The 24,809-nt window shown below is 74.4% G+C and carries 23 protein-coding genes and 1 pseudogene; 13 read left to right on the forward strand and 11 right to left on the reverse strand.

What is annotated here, in order from left to right:
- The first annotated feature begins 221 nt into the window (after positions 1 to 221).
- Positions 222 to 1,394, forward strand: coding sequence for an acetyl-CoA carboxylase biotin carboxylase subunit family protein (locus tag ACFU7Z_RS11120; RefSeq protein ID WP_380777325.1), 1,173 nt, complete (start codon positions 222 to 224; stop codon positions 1,392 to 1,394).
- 252 nt (positions 1,395 to 1,646) lie between these two features.
- Here ACFU7Z_RS11120 and ACFU7Z_RS11125 read toward each other — a convergent pair whose 3' ends face one another.
- The 5 genes from ACFU7Z_RS11125 to ACFU7Z_RS11145 form a co-directional block, all read right to left on the reverse strand.
- Positions 1,647 to 2,615: an alpha/beta hydrolase gene (locus ACFU7Z_RS11125; protein ID WP_380777326.1), complete on the reverse strand. Its 969-nt coding sequence runs from the start codon at positions 2,613 to 2,615 to the stop codon at positions 1,647 to 1,649.
- Between the two features lie 85 nt (positions 2,616 to 2,700).
- Positions 2,701 to 3,363, reverse strand: a complete 663-nt coding sequence (locus ACFU7Z_RS11130; RefSeq protein ID WP_049649215.1) for a nitroreductase — start codon at positions 3,361 to 3,363, stop codon at positions 2,701 to 2,703.
- A gap of 128 nt (positions 3,364 to 3,491) precedes the next feature.
- A complete protein-coding gene (locus ACFU7Z_RS11135; protein ID WP_117490535.1) occupies positions 3,492 to 4,103 on the reverse strand; it encodes a flavin reductase family protein in 612 nt (203 codons plus the stop codon).
- A 53-nt stretch (positions 4,104 to 4,156) separates the two neighbouring features.
- A complete protein-coding gene (locus tag ACFU7Z_RS11140) occupies positions 4,157 to 4,900 on the reverse strand; it encodes a tryptophan 2,3-dioxygenase family protein (RefSeq protein WP_049649214.1) in 744 nt (247 codons plus the stop codon).
- A gap of 13 nt (positions 4,901 to 4,913) precedes the next feature.
- Positions 4,914 to 5,816, reverse strand: a complete 903-nt coding sequence (locus ACFU7Z_RS11145; RefSeq protein WP_380777328.1) for a thioesterase II family protein — start codon at positions 5,814 to 5,816, stop codon at positions 4,914 to 4,916.
- Positions 5,817 to 6,040: 224 nt separating this feature from the next.
- On the opposite strand from ACFU7Z_RS11145, the gene ACFU7Z_RS11150 reads away from it, so the two are divergent.
- Both ACFU7Z_RS11150 and ACFU7Z_RS11155 read left to right on the forward strand, forming a co-directional pair.
- Positions 6,041 to 7,237, forward strand: coding sequence for a cytochrome P450 (locus ACFU7Z_RS11150; RefSeq protein WP_380777330.1), 1,197 nt, complete (start codon positions 6,041 to 6,043; stop codon positions 7,235 to 7,237).
- A 52-nt stretch (positions 7,238 to 7,289) separates the two neighbouring features.
- Positions 7,290 to 7,502, forward strand: coding sequence for a ferredoxin (locus ACFU7Z_RS11155; RefSeq protein WP_049649205.1), 213 nt, complete (start codon positions 7,290 to 7,292; stop codon positions 7,500 to 7,502).
- Positions 7,503 to 7,577: 75 nt separating this feature from the next.
- Here the strand turns inward: ACFU7Z_RS11155 and ACFU7Z_RS11160 are convergent, their stop codons facing one another.
- The gene (locus ACFU7Z_RS11160) at positions 7,578 to 8,465 is read right to left on the reverse strand and encodes a sigma-70 family RNA polymerase sigma factor (RefSeq protein ID WP_074004396.1); all 888 of its coding nucleotides are present in this window, start codon (positions 8,463 to 8,465) and stop codon (positions 7,578 to 7,580) included.
- 138 nt (positions 8,466 to 8,603) lie between these two features.
- On the opposite strand from ACFU7Z_RS11160, the gene ACFU7Z_RS11165 reads away from it, so the two are divergent.
- From ACFU7Z_RS11165 to ACFU7Z_RS11205, 9 genes and pseudogenes are all read left to right on the forward strand, one after another.
- On the forward strand, positions 8,604 to 10,250 hold the full coding sequence (locus tag ACFU7Z_RS11165; RefSeq protein ID WP_380777331.1) for an MFS transporter: 1,647 nt from the start codon (positions 8,604 to 8,606) through the stop codon (positions 10,248 to 10,250).
- Between the two features lie 427 nt (positions 10,251 to 10,677).
- Positions 10,678 to 11,058 (forward strand): winged helix-turn-helix domain-containing protein, encoded by a 381-nt coding sequence (locus ACFU7Z_RS11170; protein WP_198959425.1) that lies wholly within the window; start codon positions 10,678 to 10,680, stop codon positions 11,056 to 11,058.
- Positions 11,059 to 11,403: 345 nt separating this feature from the next.
- A pseudogene (locus ACFU7Z_RS11175) lies at positions 11,404 to 11,835 on the forward strand (sigma-70 family RNA polymerase sigma factor); the annotation flags it as partial.
- A gap of 403 nt (positions 11,836 to 12,238) precedes the next feature.
- Positions 12,239 to 12,826, forward strand: coding sequence for a flavin reductase family protein (locus ACFU7Z_RS11180; protein WP_380739625.1), 588 nt, complete (start codon positions 12,239 to 12,241; stop codon positions 12,824 to 12,826).
- Positions 12,823 to 13,893 carry an LLM class flavin-dependent oxidoreductase gene (locus tag ACFU7Z_RS11185; protein WP_049649200.1) on the forward strand — a complete coding sequence of 357 codons (1,071 nt, stop codon included), beginning with the start codon at positions 12,823 to 12,825 and terminating at the stop codon, positions 13,891 to 13,893. The genes ACFU7Z_RS11180 and ACFU7Z_RS11185 overlap by 4 nt, the downstream gene beginning before the upstream one ends.
- On the forward strand, positions 13,890 to 15,689 hold the full coding sequence (locus ACFU7Z_RS11190) for a non-ribosomal peptide synthetase (RefSeq protein ID WP_380777333.1): 1,800 nt from the start codon (positions 13,890 to 13,892) through the stop codon (positions 15,687 to 15,689). Before ACFU7Z_RS11185 ends, ACFU7Z_RS11190 begins: the two co-directional genes overlap by 4 nt.
- A 161-nt stretch (positions 15,690 to 15,850) precedes the next feature.
- The gene (locus ACFU7Z_RS11195) at positions 15,851 to 17,026 is read left to right on the forward strand and encodes a cytochrome P450 (protein WP_049656281.1); all 1,176 of its coding nucleotides are present in this window, start codon (positions 15,851 to 15,853) and stop codon (positions 17,024 to 17,026) included.
- A 15-nt stretch (positions 17,027 to 17,041) separates the two neighbouring features.
- On the forward strand, positions 17,042 to 18,382 hold the full coding sequence (locus ACFU7Z_RS11200) for an NAD(P)/FAD-dependent oxidoreductase (protein ID WP_049656276.1): 1,341 nt from the start codon (positions 17,042 to 17,044) through the stop codon (positions 18,380 to 18,382).
- A 120-nt stretch (positions 18,383 to 18,502) separates the two neighbouring features.
- Entirely contained in the window at positions 18,503 to 18,829 is a 327-nt protein-coding gene (locus ACFU7Z_RS11205; RefSeq protein WP_380777334.1) for an antibiotic biosynthesis monooxygenase family protein, read from the forward strand.
- A gap of 30 nt (positions 18,830 to 18,859) precedes the next feature.
- On the opposite strand, the gene ACFU7Z_RS11210 is transcribed toward ACFU7Z_RS11205, so the two are convergent.
- The gene (locus ACFU7Z_RS11210; protein WP_380777335.1) at positions 18,860 to 19,885 is read right to left on the reverse strand and encodes an isocitrate/isopropylmalate dehydrogenase family protein; all 1,026 of its coding nucleotides are present in this window, start codon (positions 19,883 to 19,885) and stop codon (positions 18,860 to 18,862) included.
- A gap of 201 nt (positions 19,886 to 20,086) precedes the next feature.
- On the opposite strand from ACFU7Z_RS11210, the gene ACFU7Z_RS11215 reads away from it, so the two are divergent.
- Positions 20,087 to 20,497 (forward strand): metalloregulator ArsR/SmtB family transcription factor, encoded by a 411-nt coding sequence (locus ACFU7Z_RS11215; RefSeq protein WP_049656270.1) that lies wholly within the window; start codon positions 20,087 to 20,089, stop codon positions 20,495 to 20,497.
- 4 nt (positions 20,498 to 20,501) lie between these two features.
- Here the strand turns inward: ACFU7Z_RS11215 and ACFU7Z_RS11220 are convergent, their stop codons facing one another.
- From ACFU7Z_RS11220 to ACFU7Z_RS11235, 4 genes are all read right to left on the reverse strand, one after another.
- Positions 20,502 to 21,911: a nitrate/sulfonate/bicarbonate ABC transporter ATP-binding protein gene (locus tag ACFU7Z_RS11220; protein WP_380777336.1), complete on the reverse strand. Its 1,410-nt coding sequence runs from the start codon at positions 21,909 to 21,911 to the stop codon at positions 20,502 to 20,504.
- 14 nt (positions 21,912 to 21,925) lie between these two features.
- Positions 21,926 to 23,683, reverse strand: a complete 1,758-nt coding sequence (locus ACFU7Z_RS11225; RefSeq protein WP_380777338.1) for an ABC transporter permease — start codon at positions 23,681 to 23,683, stop codon at positions 21,926 to 21,928.
- 102 nt (positions 23,684 to 23,785) lie between these two features.
- Positions 23,786 to 24,256, reverse strand: coding sequence for a hypothetical protein (locus tag ACFU7Z_RS11230; protein WP_053112287.1), 471 nt, complete (start codon positions 24,254 to 24,256; stop codon positions 23,786 to 23,788).
- A gap of 71 nt (positions 24,257 to 24,327) precedes the next feature.
- Entirely contained in the window at positions 24,328 to 24,711 is a 384-nt protein-coding gene (locus tag ACFU7Z_RS11235; RefSeq protein ID WP_049656267.1) for a winged helix-turn-helix domain-containing protein, read from the reverse strand.
- Between the last annotated feature and the right edge of the window lie 98 nt (positions 24,712 to 24,809).

Here is a 24,809-nt window from a genome sequence, read left to right on the forward strand (position 1 = left end):
GGGCCGGGCGCTCGACCCGGCCCTCCCGCGCCTCCCTCAGGCCCCGGCCGCCGCCCGCTGGACCGTCTCCCGGTGGTCGGCGATCAGGTCCTCGATGTCGTCGGCGCAGTCGCCGCACCGGTGTTCGCCCCGGTGGCCCCGCGCGCCGCCCGCGCCGCCCCCACCGGCGCACCGATCGATACCCCTCCCGCACCGCACGTCCACTGTGAGGCCGACCCATCATGACCAACGTCGCCGTGCTCAACTACGGCCAGGGCCACGACTACCCCGGGATGTTCCCCGAACTCGCCGACAAGCTGCAGGTGTTCAGCCAGAACGAGCTCAAGAACACCGAGCGGCTGGCCCGTTACGAGTACGTCCCGGACTCCGACGCCGTCCCCTACGCGGAGCTGGCGATCCGCCGGCTGCACCGGCAACGGCCGTTCACCCACATCATCACCGACAACGAGTACGACCTGGAACGGGCCGCCCGGATGCGCGCGGACTTCGGCCTGGGCGGCCAGACCCCGGACAGCGCCCGGTCGTTCCGCGACAAGGCGGTGATGAAGGAGGTCGCCGGCCGGGCCGTGCCGACCGCCCGCTGGGCCCGGCTCGACACGGTCGTCGACCTCACCGGCTTCATCGAGGCGGTCGGCTACCCCGTGGTCGTCAAACCGGTCAGCCAGGGCGGCTCGCGGGACATCGCGGTGCTGCACGGGGACGAGGAACTGCTCGCCTTCGCCCGGCGGCGCTGGCGCGAGGACCTGATGGCCGAGGAGTTCATCGACGGCCCGATGTACCACGTCGACGCGGTGCTCGGCGACGGCTACCGCTTCGTCGCCTCCTCCCGCTACCTGCGCAGCTGCCTCGGGGTCTTCACCGGGCAGAACAACGGCTCGGTCCAGCTGCACCCGGAGAGCGGGATGGCCCGGCGGCTGGAGGAGTTCCTCGACCGGACGCTGTCCGCCTTCGACGTCCCGCCGGTCAGCGCCTACCACCTGGAGGTGTTCCACACACCGGACGACGAGCTGGTGATGTGCGAGATCGCCTCGCGGGTCGGCGGCGACCGCATTCCGTGGCTCACCCGGGCCACCTACGGGGTGGACCTGCACACCTCGGTGCTGCGCCAGTCCGCCGGGCTGTCCGTCCAGCCGCCGCCGGCCGCGCCGCCGACCGAGGTGCACGGCTCGGTGTCCGTCCTGCCGCAGGGGCGGCCGGTACGTGCGCCGGGGCGGCCGCCGTTCCCGTGGGTGCGGCACTACCAGGTGAACGAGGAACTGGAGCCCGGGGCGGTCACCCTCTACAGCGCCTCGCACCTGTGCTTCGTGATCGTCGCCGGTGCCGACGCGGAGCAGGTCGAGGAACGGTTGTTGCGGGCCGAGGCCTGGCTGATGGCGAACCTGGAGGAGCGCTGACGCCGTACAGGATCCTGGTCAACGCGAAGAGCGACCCGGGCGGGCCGGGCTACCACCAGCGGTTGACCGGCGAGGAGCACTCCGCGGAGGCGGTTAACACCGCGCCGGCCGCCCTGCGTTCGGCGGGCCGGCTGGTCTGACGGTGCGGCGCCGACCGCTGGTCAGCACTCTGGTCCGGCGTCCGACCGGTCCGCCGGGCCAGCCGTCCGAGTCGGGACGCTGGAACGGTTCCACCCCCTCCGGCCTGCGGTTTCACTCCCGACTGGAACGGCCGGCCGGAACGCTCCGGGGCCCGCCGCGGGCGAGTGCGGTCAGGACGGTGGTGCCGAGGGGGGAGCCGGGGGCGGCGAGTGCGTAGGGGAGGGAGAAGTGGTTGTGGGCGGGGGCGACGAGGTCGGTGAGGGCGGTGCGGGGGCGTAGGGCGGCGGCCATCAGGGCGTGTTGGCGGGCGTACTCGGCGGTCTCGTCGGCGCCGCGGGCGAGGACGACGGGGGGCAGGCGCGGCGGGAGGTGGTGCAGCGGGCTGTTGCGGTGGGCGGCGGCCGGGTCGAGGGCGAGCGCGTCGTTGACGTAGCAGAGGCGGACGGGTTCCAGGTCGTACATGCCGCTCAGCAGGGTGGCGCCGGCGATCGCGGCGGAGACGTCGGGCCCGTGGTGGGGGGTGCCGGGGACGCGGGGGAGCAGGGCCATGGCGGCGAGGTGGGCGCCGGCGGAGTGGCCGGCCAGGTGGAGGCGGCCGGGGGCGAAGCCGAGGGCGTCGGCGTGGAGGTGGAGCCAGTGGACCGCGCGCCGGACCATGGCGACCATGTCGTCCAGCCGGGTGGCGGGGGCCAGGCCGTAGCCGACGACCGCGACGGCGGCGCCGGCCCGGAGCAGCGGCGGGGCGGGGAAGGCGGAGTCGTCCTTGGACAGTTCCTGCCAGTTGCCGCCGTGGACGAAGACCAGGAGCGGGGGCGGGCCGTCAGGGCCGGCGGGGCCGTCGGGGGCGGGGAAGTAGTCGAGGGTCTCGGCCGGGTGCGGGCCGTACGGGAGGCCGGTGAGGACGGGGTGGCGGCGGCGGGCGTTCGCGCTGTCCCGTGCGTAGCGGTCCAGGTAGGCCCGGAGGTCGGGGACGCGGTGGCTGGGGGTGTACTGGCGGTCGAGGGCCGCGCGGTCCATGCCCCGGTAGACGGGGACGGGGGCGCGGCCGGGTATGAGCGTCGGGGCCGGGCTCTCGGGCACGGGAGGTCGCCTCCGCGGTACGTCGGTGGAGCCGTCGGACGTGGAGCCGTCGGACGGTGAAGGGGCAAGGCGGTGTCGGGAGCGGTCAGTCGAGGATGGTGACCGTCTGGTCGAGCGGAGCCCGGCCCACCCGGTAGCGGGGGGCGGCCGGGTCGGGGTGGCCCACGGAGAGGCCGCAGAAGAGCACGAGGGAGGCGGGCGGCGACAGGACGTCCGCGACGGTGCGGTGGTAGACGGACCAGGCCATCTGCGGGCAGCTGTGCAGCCCTTCGGCGCGCAGCAGCAGCATGACGGTCTGCAGGTACATCCCGAGGTCGGCCCACTGGGCCGGGCCCATCGACCGGTCGATGTAGCTGAACAGCGCGGTGGGCGCGCCGAAGCAGTCCCAGTTCCGGACGACGGCCCGCTGCCGGGCGTCCCGGTCCTCGCGGGGGATGCCGAAGGCGCGGTAGCGCTGTTCGGCGGCCTCCCGGCGCCGTTCCTGGTAGGGGGACTTGAGTTCGGGCGGGTACATCTCGAACTCGGGGTCGTCGCCCTGGTCGCCGGAGGAGGCGCGGGCGACGGCGAGCCGCTTGAGCCGTTCCAGCCGCTCCCCGGTGACCAGGTAGGTGTGCCAGGGCTGGAGGTTGGCGCCGGAGGGGGCGCGGGACGCGGCCGCGAGCACCCGTTCGAGCACCTCCCTCGGCACCGGTTGGTCGGTGAACCCCCGCACCGCCCGACGGGTCTCGACAGCCTCGTAGACGTCCACCAGCCGCGTCCTCACACCTCGCCCGACCGTTCCGGGGCCGCGTCCGGCACTGCCGGGCGTCCCGTTGCTGCAACGGTTCGGGCGCGGAGGAGGTGACGGCCGGGGGCCGAGGTCCCGCCGGACGGGTGTCAGCCGCCGACGGCGTAGCGGTCCAGGGTGCGGACGTACTCGGCGGCGCCCATCCGGCCGACCGACCCCAGCCGGTCCAGGTCGAGGTGGAAGCCGGCCTCGTCGACCAGTCCCTCCTCCGCGACGACGTGGACGACCTCGCCGATGACCACGGAGTGGTCGCCGACCGGCACCACCGAGGAGGTGCGGCACTCGAAGGCGAGCGGCGAGCCGTCGATGCGCGGCGAGCGGACGGCGTGCCCGGGCAGGGCGCGCAGCCCGGCCAGGTCGTACTCCGACTCGCCGTACGGGAGCGGTTTCGCCGTGGTGGTGGCGGCCTCGGCGTGCTTCTCGATCAGGACGTTGACGGTGAACTCCCCGGTGCCGCCCTCGGCGGGGAGGCGGGCGTTGCGGCAGGAGTCCTTCTCGGTGCCGTCGGCCCGCCGGCTGGCGCAGAAGAGCAGCGCCATCGGGGAGTAGCCCACGGCCGTGTAGTACGAGAAGGGCGCCAGGTTGACGGCTCCGCCGGGGGAGACCGTGCTCACCATGGCGATCGGCCGGGGGACCACGCTCCACAGCAGCAGGCGCTGGCGCTGGCGGGCGGTCATGGATGCCACGTCGACGTGCAGCATGGCTCGGTCGCTCCTACGGGCTTCTGGTGGGGTGGCGGTGAGCGGGAGGGCCGCTACACCGGGCTGGTGGCGAGCACCTCGGTGTGCGGGTTGCCGCGCAGCTGCCGCAGGTCGCGGAACGGGAGGGTGATCCGGCGCAGCAGGTAGTCCTCCCCGGAGGTGCCGCCGGTGCCCTGCTGCCCGCCGACCATCTTGGTCACCAGGCCCAGGTGGGCCACCTTCCAGCGCCAGTAGCCGTTGCCCACGTCGAGCAGCGCCTCGGCGACGCGGTGCGGGCCGCCGCAGGCGACGCCGAGGCGGCAGACGTCGGCGGCGCTCAGGCCCTGCCGGTCGGCGTCGGCCAGGAAGGCCCGGTACAGCTCGCTCGTCTCGGTGCCGTCCTCCAGCAGCCGGCCGAGCACCCGGAACTGCTGCGACTGGGCGCCGCTGGCGGTGCCGAGGTAGGGCCGGAACCGGACGAAGTGCCGCAGCGGGAGGCGTTCCAGGACGATCACCTGCTCGTGCAGGACGCGGAGCAACTCGGCGGCCCGCTGGAGGAGTTCGACCCCGTCCTCGGCTCCGCCGGCCGGGTCGCCGGGGGCGTTCAGGAGGTCCCGGGCCAGCCGGAGGTCGGCCACGATCTGTTTGAGCCACAGCTCGCAGGACTGGTGGGCGACGATGAAGAAGTGCTCGGCCAGGGCGACGCTCCGGTCGGTGGACTCGGGGAAGCGGGTCTGCTGGAGCGAGAGCAGGGTGTCCATCTGGAGGTAGGTGGAGTAGGTCAGGTCGGTGATCGTCTCGGTGACGGCTTCGGTCATGGTCAGCTCCGCATCAGAGGGCCCGCGCCGGGCGCGGGGTGGAGTCGCCCGGGGTGGAGTCGCCCGGGTCGGCGGTGCTCGGGTCGGCGGTGCTCGGGGCGGGGAGGCGCGGTGCCAGGGCGGCCGTCGCGCCGGTGGCCGCCGCGTCGACGGTCACCGCGTCGACGGTCACCGCGTCGAGGAAGGCGGCGAGGTCGGCGAGGACGCCCTCGGGGTGCTGGAACAGGTGGAAGTGGTGGCCCTCGCGTTCGAGGAGGCTGAACGGCCCGGTGGTGACGGCCGCCCACTCGGCGACCAGGGCGCGGTCGACCAGCGGGTCCAGGGAGCCGTGGTGGCAGCGGACCGGGCAGGCCAGCGGCGCGGTCCGCGGCTCCACCCGGTACTGCTCGTGCGCGGTGAGGTCCGCGCGCAGGACGGGCAGGACGGCCTCCGCGACCTCCGGCTCCTCGGGGAGGTCCGGGTCGATGCCGCCCAGGGAGCGGATCAGGGACCACAGGACCTCGTCGGACAGTCCGCCGGCCCGGATCCGTCCGGCCCGGCCGGGCGGCGGGCAGCTGGAGGCCAGCAGGCCGGCCGGCGGGCGCCCCAGGGTGCCGAGGGTGACGGCGGTCTCGTAGCCGACGAGGGCCCCGAGGCTGTGCCCGAACAGCACGGTGGGCAGCGGCGGCAGGCGCAGGAGTTCGGAGGCCAGCTCCGCGCTCAGCGCGCGCACGTCGGTGGACGGCGGTTCGCCGAAGCGGTCGCCGTGCCCCGGGTACTGCACCGCCAGCAGCTCGACGGTCGGGGGGAGGGCGGTGGACCACGGGCCGTAGCCGGCCGCGCTGCCGCCGGAGTGCGGGAGGCAGACCAGCCGTGCCGTGGCCGCGGGCGCTCGGACCAGTGTCCGCAGGCAGTGGTCGCGGCGGGTACGAAGCATGACGGAACTCCTCCGCTTCGGAGTACGGGTGCTTCGGCAGGTGTCCGCAATCTTTCGGCTCTTCCTCCCTGACCGGACCGGCCACGAAAGAGTTCTGACACAACTGAAAGAGATCCGACACAACTGGCGCGGGCCGGTTCGGGCCTCTGTGAGGATCCGGTCACCGGGCCCGTGCCGAGCACTGCACGCAGTGCGTTTCCCGTCTTCCGTGGGGTTTGTGGACGATGAGCCGAACCGTGACCGCCTCGCTCGACCTGACCGACTCACGCACCTTCCTGGCGCACGATCCCTTCGAGTTCTTCGCCGAGGTGCGGGCGAACGAGCCGGTGTACTGGCACGCCGCCGCGGCCGACCGGCCGGGCTTCTGGGTGGTGGCCGGGTACGCCGACGTGGTCGCCTGCTACGGCGCCGCCGACGCGCTCGCCTCGGGCCGCGGCACCGTGCTCGACGTGCTCCTGCGCGGCGACGACTCGGCCGGCGGCCGGATGCTCGCCGTCACCGACCGCCCCCGCCACCGCGGGCTGCGCGCGCTGCTGTGGCGGGCGCTGTCGCCGAAGGTCCTCGACACCGTGGCCCGCAAGGTCGAGCGGCGCACCGCCGGACTGGTCGGCGCCGCGCTCGACGCCGGCACCGTGGACTTCGCGACCGACGTCGCCGAGCACGTGCCGATGAACACCATCTGCGACCTGCTGTCCGTCCCGGAGGCGGACCGGCCGGACCTGCTGCACTGGAGCAAGGGCGCGCTGACCGGGGCGGACGAGCTCGACTCGCTCGAGTCCCGCAACGAACTGGTGCTGTACTTCATGGACTTGGCGCAGCAGCGGCGCGAGTCCCCGGGCGAGGACGTGATCAGCACGCTCGCCACCGGCCTGGTCGACGGCGAGCCGCTGAGCCTGGACGACATCGCGCTCAACTGCTACAGCCTGATCATCGGCGGCGACGAGTCCTCCCGGGTCTCCGCCGTCAGCACGGTCAAGGCGCTGGCCGAGAACCCCGCGCAGTGGCGCGCGCTCCGGGACGGCCGGGTGGACCTCGACTCCGCCGTGGAGGAGGCCCTGCGCTGGGCCACCCCGGCGTTCCACTTCGCCCGCACCGCCACCCGCGACCAGCTGATCGGCGGTCAGGAGGTGCGGGCGGGGGACATCGTGTCGCTGTGGAACATCTCGGCCAACAACGACGAGCGGGCGTTCGCCGAGCCGCGCTCCTTCGACCTCTCCCGCTCCCCGAACAAGCACGTCGCGCTGGGCCACGGCGCCCACTTCTGCCTGGGCGCCTTCCTCGGCCGGGTCGAACTGCGGGCGCTGCTGGGCGTGTTGGCCGAGGCGGTGCGCGGCGTGGAGGTGACCGGGCCGGCCACCCGGATCCGGTCCGCCTTCCTCAACGGCTACAGCTCCCTGCCGGTGCGGCTGCTCCCGCGCTGAGCATCCCGGGCGGGGCCCGGGAACCGGAAACGAACGGAGAAGAGGGACAACCATGCGGGTGACGGTCGACCGACAGCGCTGTATCGGCTCGGGGATGTGCGTGATCACCGCGGACGAGGTCTTCGCCCAGCGGGACGAGGACGGCACCGTCCGGCTGCTCGGGGCGGAGGTGGCGGACGAACTCGGGGACCGGGTACGGCAGGCCGCCCACCTCTGCCCCTCGCGGGCGATCACCGTCGGCGTCGGGCCGGAGGTGGAGCGGTAGCGCGCGCAGCGAGCCGGGGCGCCCCCGAGGGAGGCGCCCCACCGGCGTTCCCGGAGCCTTCCCGGACCGCCCCCGCTACGCGGTGAAGGCGGCGAAGTCGACCGCGCCGACCCGCTCCGGGTCCAGCAGGATCTGGATCCGGGTGATCCGCCCGCCGCGCACCGAGAAGCCCATGACCGAGGTCGGCGCGCCGTCCCGGGTGACCAGGGCGCCGGGGACGCCGTTGACCAGCACCGGGAAGACCGCCACCCCGCCCTGGCGGAACAGCGAGGCGCGCCCCGCCACCGGCCGGGCGCCGCGGATCGAGGCGGTGGCGGCGGCGAGGGCGGGCCCGCCGTCCGCGCGCAGCTCGACGTCCGGGTCGAGGACGGCCACCAGCCCGTCCAGGTCGCCGTCCCGGGCCGCCGCGAAGAAGGCGTTCACCAGCGTGCGGCGGGTCGCGAAGTCGCCGCCGGAGTCCGCCTCGCGCTCCTCCTGCACCCGGCGGCGCCCCCGGCTGGCGAGCTTGCGGGCCGCCGCCGGGGTCTTCCCGACGACGGCCGCGATCTCGTCGAAGGGCAGGTGGAACATGTCGTGCAGGACGAAGGAGACCCGCTCGGCCGGGGCGAGGGTGTCCAGCACGATCAGCAGGGCGAGGCTGACCGAGTCGCTCAGCAGCGCCTCGTCCTCCGGGCCGTTGGACGGCTCCTGCCCGACGACGACGTCCGGCAGGTGCACCCCGACCGGGTCCTCGGGCCGGGCGGCGCGGGAGCGGAGGATGTTCAGACAGATCCGGCCGATCACCGTGGTGAGCCAGCCGGCGAGGTTCGCCACCTCGTCGGCGTCGCTGCGGCTGAGTCTGATCCAGGTCTCCTGGACGGCGTCCTCGGACTCCGCGTGCGAGCCGAGCATGCGGTACGCCACGGCCCGCATGTGCGGCCGGTGCCGCTCGAACTGCTCTGCCAGCCGATCGTGGTCGGGCACGGTCACATTCCTCGGTCGGGAGGGGTCATCACTACGGGGGCGGCGAGCCGCCCCCGTCGTTCGTGGACCTTACTTGGAGCGCGGGATGATCACACTGGGTATCACACATATCACACGACTCCGGAGGGGCGAGAGGCCATGACCCTCTCCCTCACGGAGTCGCGACGCCGGCGGCTGACCCTGTTCGCGATGTGCATGGCCACGTTCATGACCTCGCTCGACCTGACCATCGTGAACGTGGCCCTCCCGTCGATGCAGAGCGAACTGCACATGGGCGCCGCCGAGCTGGAGTGGGTGATCAGCGCGTACTCGCTGAGCCTGGCCGCGGTCATCCCGGCCAGCGGGGCGCTCGGCGACCGGTACGGCCGCAAGCGGATCTTCCTGACCGGGATGGTCGTCTTCTCGATCGGCGTCGTCGCCTGCGCCGTGGCCTGGAACGCGCTCTCGCTGATCGCCTTCCGGGCGGTGCAGGGCCTGGGCGGGGCCGCGATGCTCGCGCTGGGGCTGTCCATCATCACGGAGACCTACCCGAAGGAGCAGCGGGCCTCCGCGATCGGCGCCTGGGCGGCGATCGGCGGCACCGGCTTCGGCGCGGGCCCGGTCGGCGGGGGCATCCTGCTGACCTTCTTCGGCTGGCAGTCGGTCTTCTGGATCAACCTGCCGTTCGCCGCCCTGGGCATCGCCTGCACCTTCCTGGCGGTGCGGGAGTCGCGCAACCCGCAGGCCCGCCGGCTCGACGTGCCGGGGATCGTGCTCAGCGCGCTCGGGCTGGTCTGCCTCGCGCTCGGCTTCGTCGAGTCCGCCGACCACCCGTGGGGCTCGGCCGTGGTGGCGTTCCCGCTGGCGGCCGGGGTGGTCCTGCTGCTGGCCTTCCTCGGGTGGGAGCGCCGTGCCCCGCACCCGATGATGCCGCCCGCCCTGCTGCGCGCGCGCAGCTTCGCGAGCGCCTCGGGGATCTACCTGCTGTGCTACGGCGGCATGAGCGGCGCGCTGTTCTGGGTGACGCTGTACTTCCAGGACGTGGCGGGCTGGTCGGTGCTGCGCACCGGGCTGTCGTGGCTGTTCATGAACATCCCGTTCCTCACCATGGCGCAGTTCGGCGGCCGCCTGGACTCGCGGTTCCGCTCGGTGACGGTGGCCGTCTCGGGGATCCTGCTGGCCGCGGTCGGGGTGTTCCTGCTCAGCCGGGCCGGGACCACGCCCTTCGCGGTCAGCGCGCTCGGGTACGTGCTGTACGGCGGCGGGTTCGGCACCTTCGTGCCCGCCGTGACCCACGTGGCCATGCGGGACGTGCCCCCGGGGGCCTCCGGCGCCGCCTCGGGCGTGCTGAACGCCTCGCGGCAGATCGGCAGTTCGGTGTGCCTCGCGGTGCTGGGCGCCGTCGGCGTGAACTCGGCGGTCTCCGCCTGGCAGGAGAAGACGGCCGGGCTGGACGGGGCCCAGCGGGCCGAGGTGCTGGAGCGGTCGCGGGAGGTCGGCGGCGGCCGGCTGCACACGGTGGTGGAGGCGCTCGGCGAGCCGTTCCGGCAGCCGGCCGTCGACTCCTTCCTGCACGGCTACCAGCTGTCGATCGGGATCGCCGCCGCGGCCACGGCGGTGGCGGCGGTGCTGGCCTGGGCCGGGTTCCGGCAGCGCGCCGGACAGCTGCCGGCCGCCCCGGAGCCGGCCCCGGAGCCGACCACCCCGGAGTCGAGTACTCCGGAGCCGGCCGGACCCCGTCCGGCGGGCGGTTCGTCCGCCGACGAGGTGACGGTGGCCGGAAAGGGTCTGCGCCCCCGTCCGTGACCCATGTCACGCGGGTGCGCGGATAGAGCTCGGGCAAGGTAGGAGGTGGTCCGAACCACCGGTACGTCGCGCCCGCTCCCGGATTCCAGGGGGGCGGGCACGGCGCTGCCGAGGGCCGAGTGCCCAGCAGCAAACGTGTGCTTACCAGTCGGTGAACGTGTGCAACCGGGCCTTGCGGAGCCCCGCCCCGGCGGGAGGCCGCGGGCCCGGCCGTGAGCCGCGCCGGGCGTCGATTCCCACTGCCTTCGGGGCGGTTCGTACGAGAAAGCAAGGAAAGCCGAGACTGCCTTTTTCTCTGACGAGGGAGACACCCTTGAGCAAAGGTGTCACGTTAATACGATGGCCCATCGAGGCGGACAAACGGAATCACTGCCGAAAGGCGGGAATTCCCTGCCTGCTCGTCGTGGAGGCCGGCAATGACGCTCCCGTGTGCGTCGACCCCGGGGAGGACTGGATCAGGTCGCCGGCCCCGCGCGGGGACGTCGAGGCGCGCATCCAGGCGCTGTCCCAACGCGTGTACGGGCGCAGGGTCCCGACCGTCGACTCCACCGGGGTGCTCTGCTTCGGCGGCAACTCGGTCGCCATCTCCACCACCCAGGTGGGGATCATGGAGGAACTCGTCGCCCACTACGGCGAGGTGGTGTACCGGGCCGAGCTGGAGCAGCAGGTGGTCCGGGCGACCGGAGCGATCTCCAGGAACGCCCTGGACCTGCAGATCATGCGGCTGCGGAGGCGGATCTCCGAGGTCGGCCTCTGCATCCGGACGGTGTGGGGCCGCGGCTACATCCTGGAGGCGGACGGCCTGTGACCGGCGGCGCCGACCGCGGCTGACACCCCGCGCGGGCGGCACACCGCGAAGCCCGTACGCCGTACAGCCGGCACGCCGCCACCCCGGCGTGCGGCCGGTGCCCTCTGCCCGTACCTCACACGGGCAGAGGGCATCCCGCCGGGCCGGGCTCAGGCGTCGAGCGAGGCCTGGACGTCCAGGGTGATGTGCGGGTCGGCCTTGTCGATGCTCCAGGTGCCCGCGGTGTACGCGGGGATCTCGGCGACGGCCTCCGTCATCGGAACTCTCCTTCGAACGGTCGTGAGTCACAAGCCCCGCGGTGCGCGGGTCATCAGTACGACGGACCGTGAACCCGGAAGGTGACCGATGGATCAGCGCCAACTGCTGGCGGAATTCTTCGAGGAGAGCCGAACGGCGCTGCTGGGGCTCGCGTACCGCATCCTCGGCTCCCGGGAGGAGGCCGAGGACGCGGTGCAGGAGACCTGGCTGAGGCTGGACCGCGCCGACACCACGGCGGTGCGCAACCTGCCCGGCTGGATCCGCACCGTCGCCTCCCGGGTCTGCCTGGATGCGCTACGCAGCCGGTCGGGGGGCCAACAGCGCTGTGGGGGCGAGGAGTTGACGCACACCTGCGGCCCCGGCGCGGAGGCGGACCCGGAACAGGAGGCGCTGGCGGCCGAGTCGGTGGGCCTCGCGCTGCGGGTGGTCCTGCACGCGCTGAGCCCGGCCGAGCGGGTCGCGTTCGTGCTGCACGACGTCTTCGGGGTGCCCTTCGACGAGATCGGCGCGCTCCTCGACCGCAGCCGGACCACCGCCAAGAAGCTGGCCAGCCGGGCCCGGCAGAAGGTGCGGTCCCCGCTGGAGCGGCACCCGGTGGAGCCGGAGCGCCACCGCGAGGCGGTGGCGGCCTTCCGGCTCGCGGCCACCACCGGGGACACCGGGCTGATCGCCGCCGCCCTGGCGCCCGACGTGGTGCGGGCCGCCCCGGCCCCCGCCCGGCCGCCCCGACCAGCGCGGGCGGAGCGCCTCTTTCGCAAATCTTTTTCCGCCGAACGGCCCGGCCGGGGCCCGTGCCAGAGTCGGTGTGCGGCGGCCGAGGACCAGGCCGCGCACCAGGACGTACGCCGTGACCAGGACGTACACCGTGACCGAGGACAGCGCGACCGTCGGCTCCCGACGGGACGCCAGGAGGTTCCTCCCCATGCCCCCCACGCCCATGACGGGGGCCGGCGGCCGCACGACGGCCGGACCGGTCTCCGCGACCGCGTTCAGAACCCTGATGGCGGGCTTCCCCGCCGGCGTCGCCGTCATCACCGCCGCAGACGAGGCCGGCCGGCCGTACGGCACGACCTGCACGGCGATCTCCAGCGTGTCGGCCGACCCGCCCACCCTGCTGGTGTGCCTGCAGCGCTCCAGCCGTACCCTCGCCGTCCTCGAACGGAGCGGCGGCTTCGCGGTGAACCTGCTCGACGACCGGGCCCGCGCCGTCGCCGAACTCTTCGCCGCCCGGGGGCCCGACCGCTTCGAGCACGTCGGGTGGACCGCCCGCCCGGACTGGGCCGGCCCGCACCTCGACCGGGCCGCGCACTCCGTCGCCGACTGCCGGATCACCGGCTCGGTGACCGTCGCCGACCACGTGGTGCTCTTCGGCGAGGTCTACCGGGCCGCCGCGGCGGACGACGGACGGCCGCGGCCGCTGGTCCACGGACTGCGCGCGTACTGGTCCCTCGGCGGCCGCGGCGCCCTGCCCGACGCACCACCGGACCCGACCACGGAGGCCCAGAGATGACGACCTACGGAATATCCCTGCTGCCCGACACCCCGCCGCTGGTGCGCAGCGCCGAGGAGTACTACGGCAACCTGCTGGCGGTGTCCGAACTGGCCGACGACCTCGGCCTCGAGTACGTCAAGATGACCGAGCACTACCTGCACGCCTACGGCGGCTACTGCCCCGACCCGCTCGCCTTCCTCTCCGCCGTCGCCGCGCGCACCAGCCGGGTGCGGCTGATGACCGGCGGCATCCAGGCCTCCTTCCACCACCCGATCCAGCTCGCGGCCCGCACCGCGCAGCTCGACGCGCTCAGCGGCGGCCGGCTGGACGTCGGCTTCGCCCGCGCCTTCCTGCCGTACGAGTTCGACGCCTTCGGCATCGACCTGGACAGCAGCAAGGACCGGTTCCGGGCGGTGGTGGACGCGGTGGTGCGGCTGTGGACCGAGTCCCGGGTGAGCGAGGACACCCCCTTCTTCCGCTACCGGGACGCCGACTCCCTCCCGCTGCCCACCCAGGACCCCCACCCCCCGGTGTGGGCCGCCGCGCTGATCACCCGCTCCAGCTTCGAGTGGATCGGCGACTCCGGCTACAACCTGCTGATCGCCTCCGCCCCCAGCCGCGAACAGGTCGGCCAGGTACGGGAGATGATCGACCTGTACCGGCAGCGCTTCGCCGCGGCGCCGAAGAACGCCGGCCGCCGGCCCCAGGTCGCGATCAGCGTCGCGCTGTACCTGGCCGACTCCGACGAGGAGGCCGTGGCGGAGGGCAACGCCGCGCTGCGCCGGCACTGGGACACCTTCGGCGCGGCCGCGGAGTCCTGGCGCGAGCGCAGCTCGACCTCCTACCAGGGCTACCGCGAGGCCATGGTCGACAAGCACCAGGCCGGCCCCAGCGAGGCGGCGGGCCTGGCGGTGATCGGCTCCCCGCGCAGCGCGGTCGAGCAACTGCGGCGCATCGAGGCCGAGTTGGGGACGGACGTGGTGCTGTTCCAGCTCGACTACGGCCAGCAGTCGCTGGAGAGCATGTCGCGCAGCCTGAAGCTGTTCGCCACCGAGGTCCGCCCGCGGCTGGGCGAGGCGCCGTGACCGCGCCCGTCCGTACGGTGGCCGCGCCCGCGGCCGCGCGAGCCCGTACGGTCGCCGAACTGTTCGAGGAGCAGGCGGCGCTCCGCCCCGGGGCGACGGCCGTGCTGTACCGGGACACCGCGCTCGACTACGGCCGGCTCAACGCCCGGGCCAACCGGCTGGCCCGGCTGCTGATCGACCGCGGCGTCGGCCCGGACCACCTGGTGGCGCTGGCCGTGCCGCGCTCGCCCGAGCTGGTGGTGGCCCAGCTCGCCGTGCTCAAGGCGGGCGGCGCCTACCTGCCGCTCGACCCCCGCTACCCCGCGTCCCGCAAGGCCTTCATGGTGCGGGACGCGGCACCGCGGCTGCTGCTGCGCACCGCGGCCGCCCGGCCCGAGGGCGTGGAACTGGACGAGGTCGTGCTCGACTCCGCGGAGTGCGCGGCGGCCTGCGCCCGGTACGGCGACGGGAACGTCCGGCAGGACGAGCGCCTGGCTCCGCTGTCGCCGCACCACCTGCTGTACGTGATCTACACCTCCGGCTCCACCGGCACCCCGAAGGGCGTCGCCGTCCCCCAGGAGGGCGTCGCCGACCTGGTCGCCACCCAGGCCGAGCAGCTGCGCCCGGCCCCCGGCGAGCGGGTGCTCTCCTGGGCCTCGGTCAGCTTCGACGCCGGGTTCTGGGACCTCTCGCTGGCCCTGCTGCACGGCGCCGCCCTGGTGGTCGCCGACGACGAGGACCTGCTGCCGGGCGACGCCCTGCACGGGACGCTGGCCAGGCACGCGATCGACCACGCCACCCTGCCGCCCGCCGCACTGAGCGTGACGGACAGTCGGAACGTGCTCCAGGGCGGCACGGTGACCTCCACCGGCGACGCCTGCACCCCCGCACTGCTGGGCGCCTGGGCGCCCGGGCGCCGGATGTTCAACGGCTACGGCCCCACCGAGGTGACCGTCGGCTGCACCCTCGCCGGGCCGATCGACGCGGCGGACGGGGTCGACATCGGCGTCCCCTGGACCGGGGCGCGGGTGTACGTGCTGGACGAGCGGCTGCGGCCGGTGGCCGACGGCGCGGAGGGCGAGCTCTACCTGGGCGGCTCCGGGCTGGCCCGCGGCTACGTCGGCCGCCCCGGGCTGACCGCGACCCGCTTCCTGCCCGACCCGTTCGGTCCCCCCGGCGCCCGGATGTACCGCTCGGGCGACCGCGGCCGGCGCACCGCCGACGGCCGGTTCCACTTCTCCGGCCGGGCCGACGGACAGGTCAAACTGCGGGGCTTCCGGGTCGAGTTGGGCGAGATCGAGGACCGGCTCACCCGGCAGCCCGACGTGGACCTGGCCGCGGTGCTGGTACGGGGCGGACAGGCCGACGCGCGCCTGGTCGGCTACGTCACCCCGAGCCCCGGCGCCGCCCTCGACCCCGCGGCGCTGCGCGCCCGACTCGCCGACGTGCTACCGGAGTTCATGGTGCCGGCCCGGATCGAGGTGCTCGACGCCTTCCCCACCACCCCGAACGGGAAGATCGACCGCGCCGCCCTGGACCGTACCGCCCCGGACCGTCCTGCCTCGGACAGTGCGACCGGATCCGATGGCGGCGCGGACCCCGGTTCCCGGGAGGAGCGGCTGTACCGCACGATCGCCCGGCTGCTCGACCTGCCGCGGGTCGAGCCGGAGGCCAACTTCTTCGACCTGGGCGGCAATTCACTGCTGGCGGGGCGGCTGATCGGCGCGCTGCGCGAGGAGCTCGGGGTGCGCGTGCCGATCCGCTCGGTCCTCGCGGCACAGGACCTGCGGGAGATCGCCCGGGCCCTGCACGGGTGACAGACCACGAAGGGCCGCCCGGCGGGACCCCGCGCGGCGCGGCGAGGAAGGGAGATTCCGTGACCATCGACGACGCGACCGGTTCCGCGACCGGGTCCGCAACCGATTCCGCCGGCGACCCCGCCGGCGGCTCCGCGACCGGGCAGCTCACCCGCTTCCCCATCCTGAAGGAGCCCGCCTGCCCCTTCGACCCGCCCTCCGCCATGCGCGAGCTCGGCGCCGGCCCGGTCCGGGTCCGGCTCTGGGACGGCAGCACCCCCTGGCTGGTCACCGGCTACGACCTCGGGCGCAAGCTCCTGGTCGACCCCCGGGTCAGCGCCGACTCGACCAGGTCCGGCTACCCGCACTTCGACCTGGGCAGCCGCGAACGGCGCAAGGACGGCCGCTCCTTCGTCGCCCTCGACGACCCCGAGCACGCCCGCCAGCGCCGGATGGTCTCCCCGCCCTTCGCGATCCGCAACATCGACGCGCTCAAGGACGAGGTCGCCGACATCGTCAACGGGCTCATCGACGAGTTCCTCACCCGGCCCCGGCCCGCCGACCTGGTCGGCGGCCTCGCCTTCCCGACCTCCACCAAGGTGATCTGCCGGATGCTCGGAGTCCCGTACGCCGACCACGAGTTCTTCCAGGACGAGAGCACCCGGATGCTGCACCGGGACAGCTCGCCCGACATGGTGGTCGGCGCCCAGGAGGCGCTGCGCGGCTACCTGCGGGAGCTGATCGACCGCCAGCTGCGCGAGCCCGCCGACGGCCTGATCTCCGAGGTGATCGAGACCCAGGTCCGCCCCGGCGCGCTCAGCCCCGAGCAGCTGTCGTACATCTCCATGACGCTGCTGGTCGCCGGCCTGGAGACCACCGGGAACATGATCGCCCTCGGCACGCTGGCCCTGCTGCGCAACCCCGAGCAGCTGGCGGTGCTGCGGGAGACCGACGACCCGGGCGTGGTCAACCGCGCCGTCGACGAGCTGCTGCGCTACCTCAACATCTCGCACTCCGGCCGCCGCCGGGTCGCCCTGGAGGACATCACCGTCGGCGACGTCGTCATCCGGGCCGGCGAGGGCATCATCCTGACCAGCGAACTGGCCAACCGGGACCCGGACAACTTCCCCGACCCGGACCGCCTCGACATCACCCGGGACGCCGCGCACCACCTGGCGTTCGGCTTCGGCCCCCACCACTGTCTGGGCCGCCCGCTGGCCGTCCTCGAACTCCAGACCGTCTACGGCACGCTCTACCGGCGGATCCCCACGCTGCGCCTGGCCATCGACTTCGCCGACGTCCCGTTCAAGTACGACGGCGTGGCCTACGGCGTCCGCGAGCTCCCGGTCACCTGGTAGCGGCGGGAGGCCCCGATGAGCGACTCGTACGGGCCCGCGACGGCGGGCGGCGGCATCGTGGTGGTCGGGGCCGGGCTGGCCGGCCCGGTCGCCGCGCTCTACCTGGCCCGGCGACACGGCCGGGTGACCGTCCTGGAACGGCACGCGGACCCCCGGCGGATCCCGGCCGGACAGGGCCGGTCGCTGATGGTGATCCTCTCCGAGCGGGGCCGGCGGGTGCTGCGGGAACTCGGCCTGGAAGCGGCGGTGCGGCGGATCTGCGCGCCGATCACCGGCCGGTGCGGGCACCTGCCGGACGGCAGCACCGCCGTCACCCCGTACAGCCGGGACGGCGCGGCGATCTGGGCGGTCGAGCGGCAGGCGCTGCACCGGCTGCTGCTGGACGCGGCCGAGGCCGAGCCGGGAGTCGACCTGCGCTTCGACCACCCGGTGCTGGCCGTCGACCCGGCGGCGCCCGCGCTGCTGGTCGGGGCGGGCGGCGCCGAGCGGTGGGTGCGGTGCCGGCACGTCATCGGCTGCGACGGCGTCCACTCGGCGGTGCGCGGCGCCCTCGTCGAGCGGGGCGCCCGGGCACGGGTGAGCACCCTGGAACTGGCCTACCAGGAGATCGTCCTGGACCTGCCCGACTGCGACCGCGGGGTGATGCACTACTGGCCGGCCGGGGACGCGCTGTTCGGGGCCTTCCCGCAGGTGTCCAGCCGGCGCTTCGCGGGCTCGGTGTTCTTCCGCCGGGAGGGCCCGCGCCCGTCCTACCGGGCCGCGGTCGGCGGGCGGGCCCTGGCCGAGCAGTTCGCCGCCGTCTTCCCCCGGCTGGCGGCCGGAATCCCGGACCTGGAGGAGCAGTTGGGCGCCAAGCCGGTCTCCGCCGTCCGGCTCACCCGGTGCGACCGGTGGGTCCTGGGCGGCACGGCCGCGCTGGTCGGCGACTCCTGCCACGCGATGGCGCCGTTCATGGGCCAGGGCATGAACGCCGCCTTCGAGGACGTCCGCACCCTGGTCGCCTGCCTGGACCGGGAGCGGGACTGGGAACGGGCCTTCGCCGCGTACGAGCGGATCCGCAAGGGCGACGGCGACGCGATCGCGGACATCTCCTACCGGCACTACTGGACGATGTCCCGGCTGCCGGACCCCAGGCACGAGGCGGAGGAGGCCATCGCGCGCCGACTGGTCGACCTGATGCCGGAGCGGTTCCGGCCCCTGTACGAGCGCTGCGCGTTCAGCGAGGAGAGCTACTCCCTGGCGCTCACCGAGGAGCACCGGCTGCGCGAGCTGGCCCGGCGGATCCTCAGCCGGCACGGCGCCGGCGCCGCCGAGCTGCCCGACCCGCAGCTGCGGGCCTTCGCCGGGGCCGGCTGAGTCGCGCGGTCTGCTCGGCCCGCTCCGCCTGCCCGGTTCGCTCTGCCCGCCCGGTCCGCCCGATCTGCACGAGTCGCGTGAACTGTCGTGTCACCAGCCGGAACTGACGGGAGATCAATGATGATTCTGGTCGTTTTCAGGTCGCGCTTCTCGGAGCAGTACGACCACGAGTACGAGACCACGGAGGACTACCTCGCCAAGAAGGTGCGGGCGGTCTACGGGGACGACCTCGTCCAGGTCAAGAACTACGAGACCGAGGACGGCGAACGCCTCGCCCTGGTGTGGTGGCGCGACCCCGAGACGCTGGCGCGGTGGCGCGCCGACGTGGAGCACCACAACGCCCAGCAGCAGGGGAAGGAGAAGTGGTACGCCTTCTACGAGTTGACCGTCGCCGAGGTGGTCCGGACCAGCTCGACCCTGGAGCCCGAGGCGTACCCGGCGCCCTGAGCCCGCTGTCCCGGCCCCCGGCGGGCGCCGTCACAGGGCGGCGAGGACCGCGCGCGTCGCCTCCCGGGTGCTCAGCGTGCCACCGAGGTCCGGGGTGGTCCGTCCGGCCGCGATCGATCCGGCGACAGCCGCCTCGGTCGCGGCCGCCTCCGTGTCGTGGCCGAGGTGGCGCAGCAGCAGCGCGGCGGTCAGCAGGCAGGCGAAGGGGTTGGCGACGCCCCGGCCCGCGATGTCCGGCGCCGAGCCGTGCACCGGCTCGAACATCCCGAAGCCGCTCTCCGGGTTGAGGCTCGCCGAGGGCGCCAGCCCGATCCCGCCCGCCAGCGCGGCCGCGAGGTCGCTGAGGATGTCGCCGTGCGAGTTGCTGGCCACGATGACGTCGAACCGCTCGGGCTCGGTGACCAGCTTCATCGCGGCGGCGTCGACGTACAGGTGCCGGGTGGCCGTGTCGGGGTGCCGCTCGGCGGCCCGCCGCCAGCACTCCTGCCACAGCCGGCCGCCGGCCCGCACCGCGTTGGCCTTGTCCACCAGGCAGACCTCCCGGCGGGCGGTGGCGAAGGCGAAGTCCAGGATCCGGGAGACGCCGTGCCGGGTGTTGACGTCCGCGTCGACGGCCACCTCGTGGTCGGAGGAGGCGCGGAGGTTCCCGCCGATGCCGCTGTAGAGCCCCTCGGTGTTCTCCCGGACGATCACGCAGTCCAGGGCGCGCCGGGCCGGGTCCCGCAGCGGGCTGAGCCGGTCGTGCCACAGGCGCACCGGCCGGTAGTTGGCGTACAGGTCGAAGGCGTAGCGCAGCTCCAGCAGGACGTCGCGCACGTACCCGGTGTGCTCCAGGTCCGGCCGCCCGATCGCGCCGAGCAGCACCGCGCCGCTCGCCGCCACCCGGGCCAGGTCCGCCTCGCCCAGTGCCACGCCCTCCCGGCGGTAGCGCTCCGCGCCCACGTGGTCCAGCACGTCGACGTCCAGCCCCAGGCCGAACGCCTCGACCAGCCCCAGCGCGGACTCGACCACCTCGGGGCCGATGCCGTCGCCCGGAATCACACTGATGGCAGCCACGGCCGACCCTTCCTCGCGGCGGACAGGACCAACTCCGCCCGGCCGGTGCGCAGTTCCGGCCGGGCCCAGGCCCAGGCTAGGCGCCGCCGCGGCGCGTACCCCCGGTTCTGTCGCGCTTCATTCACCCGGCGGCCGCCGTCGGCGCGGGCGGCGGGGATTCCCGGCTCCGGGTGCCCGGGTACGGATCGGTACGATCCCTGTATGGGTGGTGCGCGGGAAGAGGCCTGGGACGCCGATGCGGCGGAGCGGGCGGTGGCGGTGCTGAAGGCGGTGGCCGACCCGTCGCGGTACCGGCTGCTGTGGGCGCTGAGCCGCCGGGAGCTGCCGGTGAGCGAGCTGGCCGAGCTGCTGGGGGCGCACGTCGCGGCGACCTCGCAGCACCTGGCGAAGCTCCGGGCGGCCGGGCTGGTGGTGGCACGGCGGGAGGGGACCCGGATCTTCTACCGGGCCACCGAGGTGCGCGGGCTGCTCACCGAGGCCGCGCTGATCGCCCACGACCTGCCCGACCGCCGCGACGGCGGCGACGACGGCGCCGCCCCGGCCGGTGCGACCGCGCCGCAGCCCTTCGCCCGCGCGGCCCGCGCGGTGCGCCGCCGCCCGGCGACGGGCTGAGCCCTCAGCGCTCCGGGGCGTCCAGCCGGTACTCCTGCCGGTCGGCGTCGTACGCGAAGAGCCCCGCGTAGCGGCCCCAGTCGGTCGCCGTCTCCAGCTGCCGGTCGGTCTGTTCGACGGTGTAGTGGCGGCCGAGCAGGTCGCGCAGGAAGCCGGTGCGGACGGTGGCGCCGGGCCGGTCGCCGAGGCTGTTGGCGATCAGCTTGATCAGCGGGACCTCCAGGGCCGCGGCGGCGAAGACGGCGCGGGAGTCCTGGGCGTCCGCCCCGGTGTAGGCGGCGCCGGCGTCGGTGAGCAGCAGGTCGTCGCCGTGGACCTCGGCGAAGCCGAGCAGGTCGAGGGCGTCGACCTGGGGGAGCAGGTCGTCGATGTCCAGGCCGAGCTCGTCGGCGAGGCCGGCCAGGTCGCAGCCGCCGCCCCGGTGGGCGATCGTCTCGGCGAGACCGGAGAGGCCGTCGACGCCGGCGGTGGGCAGCGGGGTGCTGGCGACGGTGCGGCGGTCGGGGTCGGGGCCCGGCTGGTCGGTGCGGCCGGGCGCCCGGGTGTCCTTGGGGCGGCCGGTCATGATCCGGTACACCCGGTCCACCCGCTCGTCGAAGGCGGCCGAGTCGCGGTCGCGCGGCCGTTCCAGGTCGACCTCGACGGTCTCCCGGATGGTCCCGTACGGGCGGGCGCCGAGGACCACGACGCGGTCGGCCATCAGCACCGCCTCCTCGATGTTGTGGGTGACCAGCACGACGGCCCGGGTCGGGAACTGGCCGGAGTCCCACAGTTCCATCAGCTCGCCGCGCAGGTTCTCGGCGGTGAGCACGTCGAGGGCCGAGAACGGCTCGTCCATCATCAGCACGTCCGGTTCGACGACCAGCGCCCGGGCGAAGCCGACCCGCTGGCGCATGCCGCCGGAGAGCTCCTTGGGGTAGGCGGACCCGAAGCCGGTGAGGCCGATCAGGTCGATGGCCTGGGCGGCGGCCCGGGCGCGCTCCCGGGGCGGCACCCCGCGGGCCTCCAATCCGAGCTCGACGTTCTGCCGGACGGTCAGCCAGGGCAGCAGCGCGAAGGTCTGGAAGACCAGCGCGGTGCCGGGGTTGGCGCCGGTGAGCGGGGTGCCGCGGTAGCGGACGGTGCCGGAGCTGGGCGGGATCAGGCCGGCCAGGCAGCGCAGCAGGGTGGACTTGCCGGAGCCCGAGCGGCCGAGCACGGCGACGATCTCGCCGGCCCGCACGGTCAGGTCGATGCCGGAGAGCACCGGCAGTTCGCCGGCGGCCCCGGCGTAGGCCTTGGTCAGGCCGACGGTCTCCAGCAGGACCTCGTCGTCCGGGCGCGGGGCGTCGTCGTGCGGGACGTCCCCGCGCGGGACGGGCGCGGGCTCGACGGGCGCGGGCTCGGCGGGGCGGCGGCGGAAGGGGAAGCGCATCGGCGGACTCCGGACTACAGCGAGTAGCGGCGCTCGGCCAGCCGGTACAGCCGGCGCCAGAGCAGACGGTTGAGGACGACGACGTACAGGCTCATCACCGCGACCCCGGCGAGCAGGCGCGGGTGGTCGCCGTGCTCGGCGGCCCGGGCGATGTACGCGCCGAGGCCGGTCGCGGTGAGCGTGGTGGAGCCGAAGGTGACCACCTCGGCGACGATGGAGGCGTTCCAGGCGCCGCCGGAGGCGGTGATGCCGCCGGTGACGTACGCCGGGAAGATCCCGGGGATGATCAGCCGCCGCCAGCGCTGCCGGCCGCGCACGCCGAGGTCGTCCATCGCCTCGCGCAGGTCGGCGGGGACGGCCATGGCCCCGGCGATGGCGTTGAACAGGATGTACCACTGGGAGCCGAGGGCCATCAGCAGGATGCCGCCGAGGTCGATCGACACCCCGGTGCGCAGCAGCAGCCAGACCACCAGCGGGAAGACGAAGTTGGCCGGGAAGCCGGCCAGCACCTGGACGACGGGCTGGGCGATCCTGGTCAGCCGGGGCGAGAAGCCGATCCGCACGCCGATCGGCACCCAGACCACGGTGGCCACCGCGACCAGCACGACCACCCGGGCGAGGGTGGCGAGCCCGAGCAGCAGCGGCTCGCCGAACACGCCGAGGCCGGTGCGGTCGGCGAGGTAGCGGCCGAGGTCGACGAGGCCCCAGAGCACGATGCCGCCCGAGACGAGGCCGAAGGCCACGTCCCCGGCCCGCCGCCGGCCGGGGTGGACGGCCGGCGGGCGCTCGGCGGTGCCGAACACCCGCCCGGCCCGGTTCAGGGCCCTGCCGACGGGCCGCAGCACCCGGCCGAGCGCGGCGGGCAGGCGGGAGCGGCGCAGCAGGTCCAGCATGACCGAGCGCTGCACCTCGGTGGCCTCGGACTGCTCGTTCTTGAACCGTTCGGCCCAGGCGGTGAGCGGCCGCCAGAACAGGAAGTTGACGCCGACCACCAGCACGACCATGGTGGCGATCGCCCAGCCGACCCGGCCCAGGTCCCCGGCGGCGATGGCCGCGCCCGCGTACGAGCCGACCCCGGGCAGCGCGTAGCGCTGGCCGTCCACGGTGATCGCCTCGGAGGCGACCAGGAAGAACCAGCCGCCGCCGAAGCCGAGCATGCCGTTCCAGACCAGGCCGATCATGCCCGAGGGCAGTTCGACCTTCCAGAACCGCGTCCACCGGCTGAACCCGAACGAGCGGGACAGCTCGTCGAGTTCGGGCGGCAGCGAGACCAGCGCCTGGTAGAAGGCGAAGGTCATGTTCCAGGCCTGGGAGGTGAAGATGGCGAACACGGCGGCGCATTCCAGGCCGAGCATCGAGCCGGGGAAGAGCGCGAGGAAGCCGGAGACGGCGACGCTCAGGAAGGCGAGCACCGGCACCGACTGGAGGATGTCCAGCGCCGGGATCAGCACCCGCTCCAGCCGGCGGCTGCGGGCGGCGGCGTAGGCGTAGCCGAAGGTGAAGACGACCGAGACGGCGAGCGCGGTGAACATCCGCAGCAGCGAGCGCAGGGCGTCGTACGGCAGCCGGGCCGGGTCGGTGTCGACGGCCGCGTCCCGGGCGGTGGAGAACCGGAGGGTGCCGCCCTGGCCGAGGCGCAGTCCCAGGTAGAGCAGCACCAGCACGGCGGCCGCGACGACCAGGTCCACCCACACCCGACCGCCGAGGCGGCTCGCCGTCCGGGCGGGCAGCGAGCCCCGGGACAGGGCCGGGACGGACTTCGGCAGGGTCATGGCGGTACCTCCGGCGCAAACCCGGGCAGTCTGCTCCCTCGGTACGTCCGTACGCAAACCCGTCCCGCGTTTCGAGGACCGCTGCCCGGGCCCCGCCGGTCGCTACCGGGTGGGAGCGGCCCCGGTGTGCCGCCGGGCCGCGGTGACCAGCAGCCGGGCGGTGCGGACGGGCAGGTCCAGGTGCCGGGCGATCCACTGCGGGTCGTGCCCGTGGGTGGCGAACACCCAGGCGGTGTAGAGCCGGCTCAGGCCGGGCGCGCCGGGGGCGAGCAGCAGCGGGCGGACCTGCTCCATCGGGAAGCCGTCCAGCGAGCGGGCGCTGAACCACTGGGCGTCGTCGCGGAACGGCCGGGCCCCCGCCGCCGCGGCCGCGCCCGCCCGCCGCCGGCTGGTGGCCAGCAGCAGGGCGAGCAGCAGCCCGGCGGTCGAGGCGCCGATGAGCGTGCCGGACAGGAAGAGCCGCAGGGGGTGGGGCGCGAGGGCGACGGCGAGGCCCTCGGCGGTGATCAGCAGTAGGACGCCGCACAGCGCGGTCCCTCTGCCGGTCCTGGGGAACAGGGCGGTTCGGGTCATCGCGGGGGTCCTCCTTCGGACGGTCGTCGGGTCCTTCGGTGGTGGGGTCGGGTCAGGTCCGGCCGGCGGCGTCAGGCGGTCCGGGCCAGCCGGGGGTCGTACTTGTAGCCGATCTGCCGGACGGTGGCGATCGCCTCCCGGTGGCCGGGGCCGAGCTTGCGCCGGATCCGGGCGATGTGGGTGGCGACGGTGCGGGAGTCGCCGCTGTCCGGGCGCCCCCAGACGTTCTCCATCAGCTGGCGCCGGGAGTGCACCCGCAGCGGGTTGCCGACCAGGTGGGCGAGCAGCTCGAACTCCAGGTACGGCATGGTGACGGGGCGGCCCTCGACGGTGACGGTGCGCTGCTCGGTGTCCACCACCAGGCCGGGCGCGGGAGCCGGCCGCGGGGCCGGGCGCCGGGCGGGCGCGGGGTGGTCCGAGAAGAGGGCGTCGAGCCTGGGGTAGCGCAGGGCCATGGCGGAGGGGCTCCTTCGGGGTCTGGGCGGCCGGGGCGACCGGGGTGGACGGGACGGGCGGCGCGGACGGGGCGGGGGTGCGGGCGGAGCGGGAGCGC

The sequence above is a fragment of the Kitasatospora sp. NPDC057518 genome, from assembly GCF_042802075.1.
GTDB lineage: Bacteria > Actinomycetota > Actinomycetes > Streptomycetales > Streptomycetaceae > Kitasatospora.

Bases quoted from the DNA above. Each gene is read 5' to 3' on its own strand.
- ACFU7Z_RS11120 (WP_380777325.1), top strand. From the start codon at position 222: ATGACCAACGTCGCCGTGCTCAACTACGGCCAGGGCCACGACTACCCC.
- ACFU7Z_RS11135 (WP_117490535.1), bottom strand. From the start codon at position 4,103: ATGCTGCACGTCGACGTGGCATCCATGACCGCCCGCCAGCGCCAGCGC.
- ACFU7Z_RS11140 (WP_049649214.1), bottom strand. From the start codon at position 4,900: ATGACCGAAGCCGTCACCGAGACGATCACCGACCTGACCTACTCCACC.
- ACFU7Z_RS11145 (WP_380777328.1), bottom strand. From the start codon at position 5,816: ATGCTTCGTACCCGCCGCGACCACTGCCTGCGGACACTGGTCCGAGCG.
- ACFU7Z_RS11150 (WP_380777330.1), top strand. From the start codon at position 6,041: ATGAGCCGAACCGTGACCGCCTCGCTCGACCTGACCGACTCACGCACC.
- ACFU7Z_RS11155 (WP_049649205.1), top strand. From the start codon at position 7,290: ATGCGGGTGACGGTCGACCGACAGCGCTGTATCGGCTCGGGGATGTGC.
- ACFU7Z_RS11165 (WP_380777331.1), top strand. From the start codon at position 8,604: ATGACCCTCTCCCTCACGGAGTCGCGACGCCGGCGGCTGACCCTGTTC.
- ACFU7Z_RS11180 (WP_380739625.1), top strand. From the start codon at position 12,239: ATGCCCCCCACGCCCATGACGGGGGCCGGCGGCCGCACGACGGCCGGA.
- ACFU7Z_RS11185 (WP_049649200.1), top strand. From the start codon at position 12,823: ATGACGACCTACGGAATATCCCTGCTGCCCGACACCCCGCCGCTGGTG.
- ACFU7Z_RS11200 (WP_049656276.1), top strand. From the start codon at position 17,042: ATGAGCGACTCGTACGGGCCCGCGACGGCGGGCGGCGGCATCGTGGTG.
- ACFU7Z_RS11205 (WP_380777334.1), top strand. From the start codon at position 18,503: ATGATTCTGGTCGTTTTCAGGTCGCGCTTCTCGGAGCAGTACGACCAC.
- ACFU7Z_RS11215 (WP_049656270.1), top strand. From the start codon at position 20,087: ATGGGTGGTGCGCGGGAAGAGGCCTGGGACGCCGATGCGGCGGAGCGG.
- ACFU7Z_RS11220 (WP_380777336.1), bottom strand. From the start codon at position 21,911: ATGCGCTTCCCCTTCCGCCGCCGCCCCGCCGAGCCCGCGCCCGTCGAG.
- ACFU7Z_RS11225 (WP_380777338.1), bottom strand. From the start codon at position 23,683: ATGACCCTGCCGAAGTCCGTCCCGGCCCTGTCCCGGGGCTCGCTGCCC.
- ACFU7Z_RS11230 (WP_053112287.1), bottom strand. From the start codon at position 24,256: ATGACCCGAACCGCCCTGTTCCCCAGGACCGGCAGAGGGACCGCGCTG.
- ACFU7Z_RS11235 (WP_049656267.1), bottom strand. From the start codon at position 24,711: ATGGCCCTGCGCTACCCCAGGCTCGACGCCCTCTTCTCGGACCACCCC.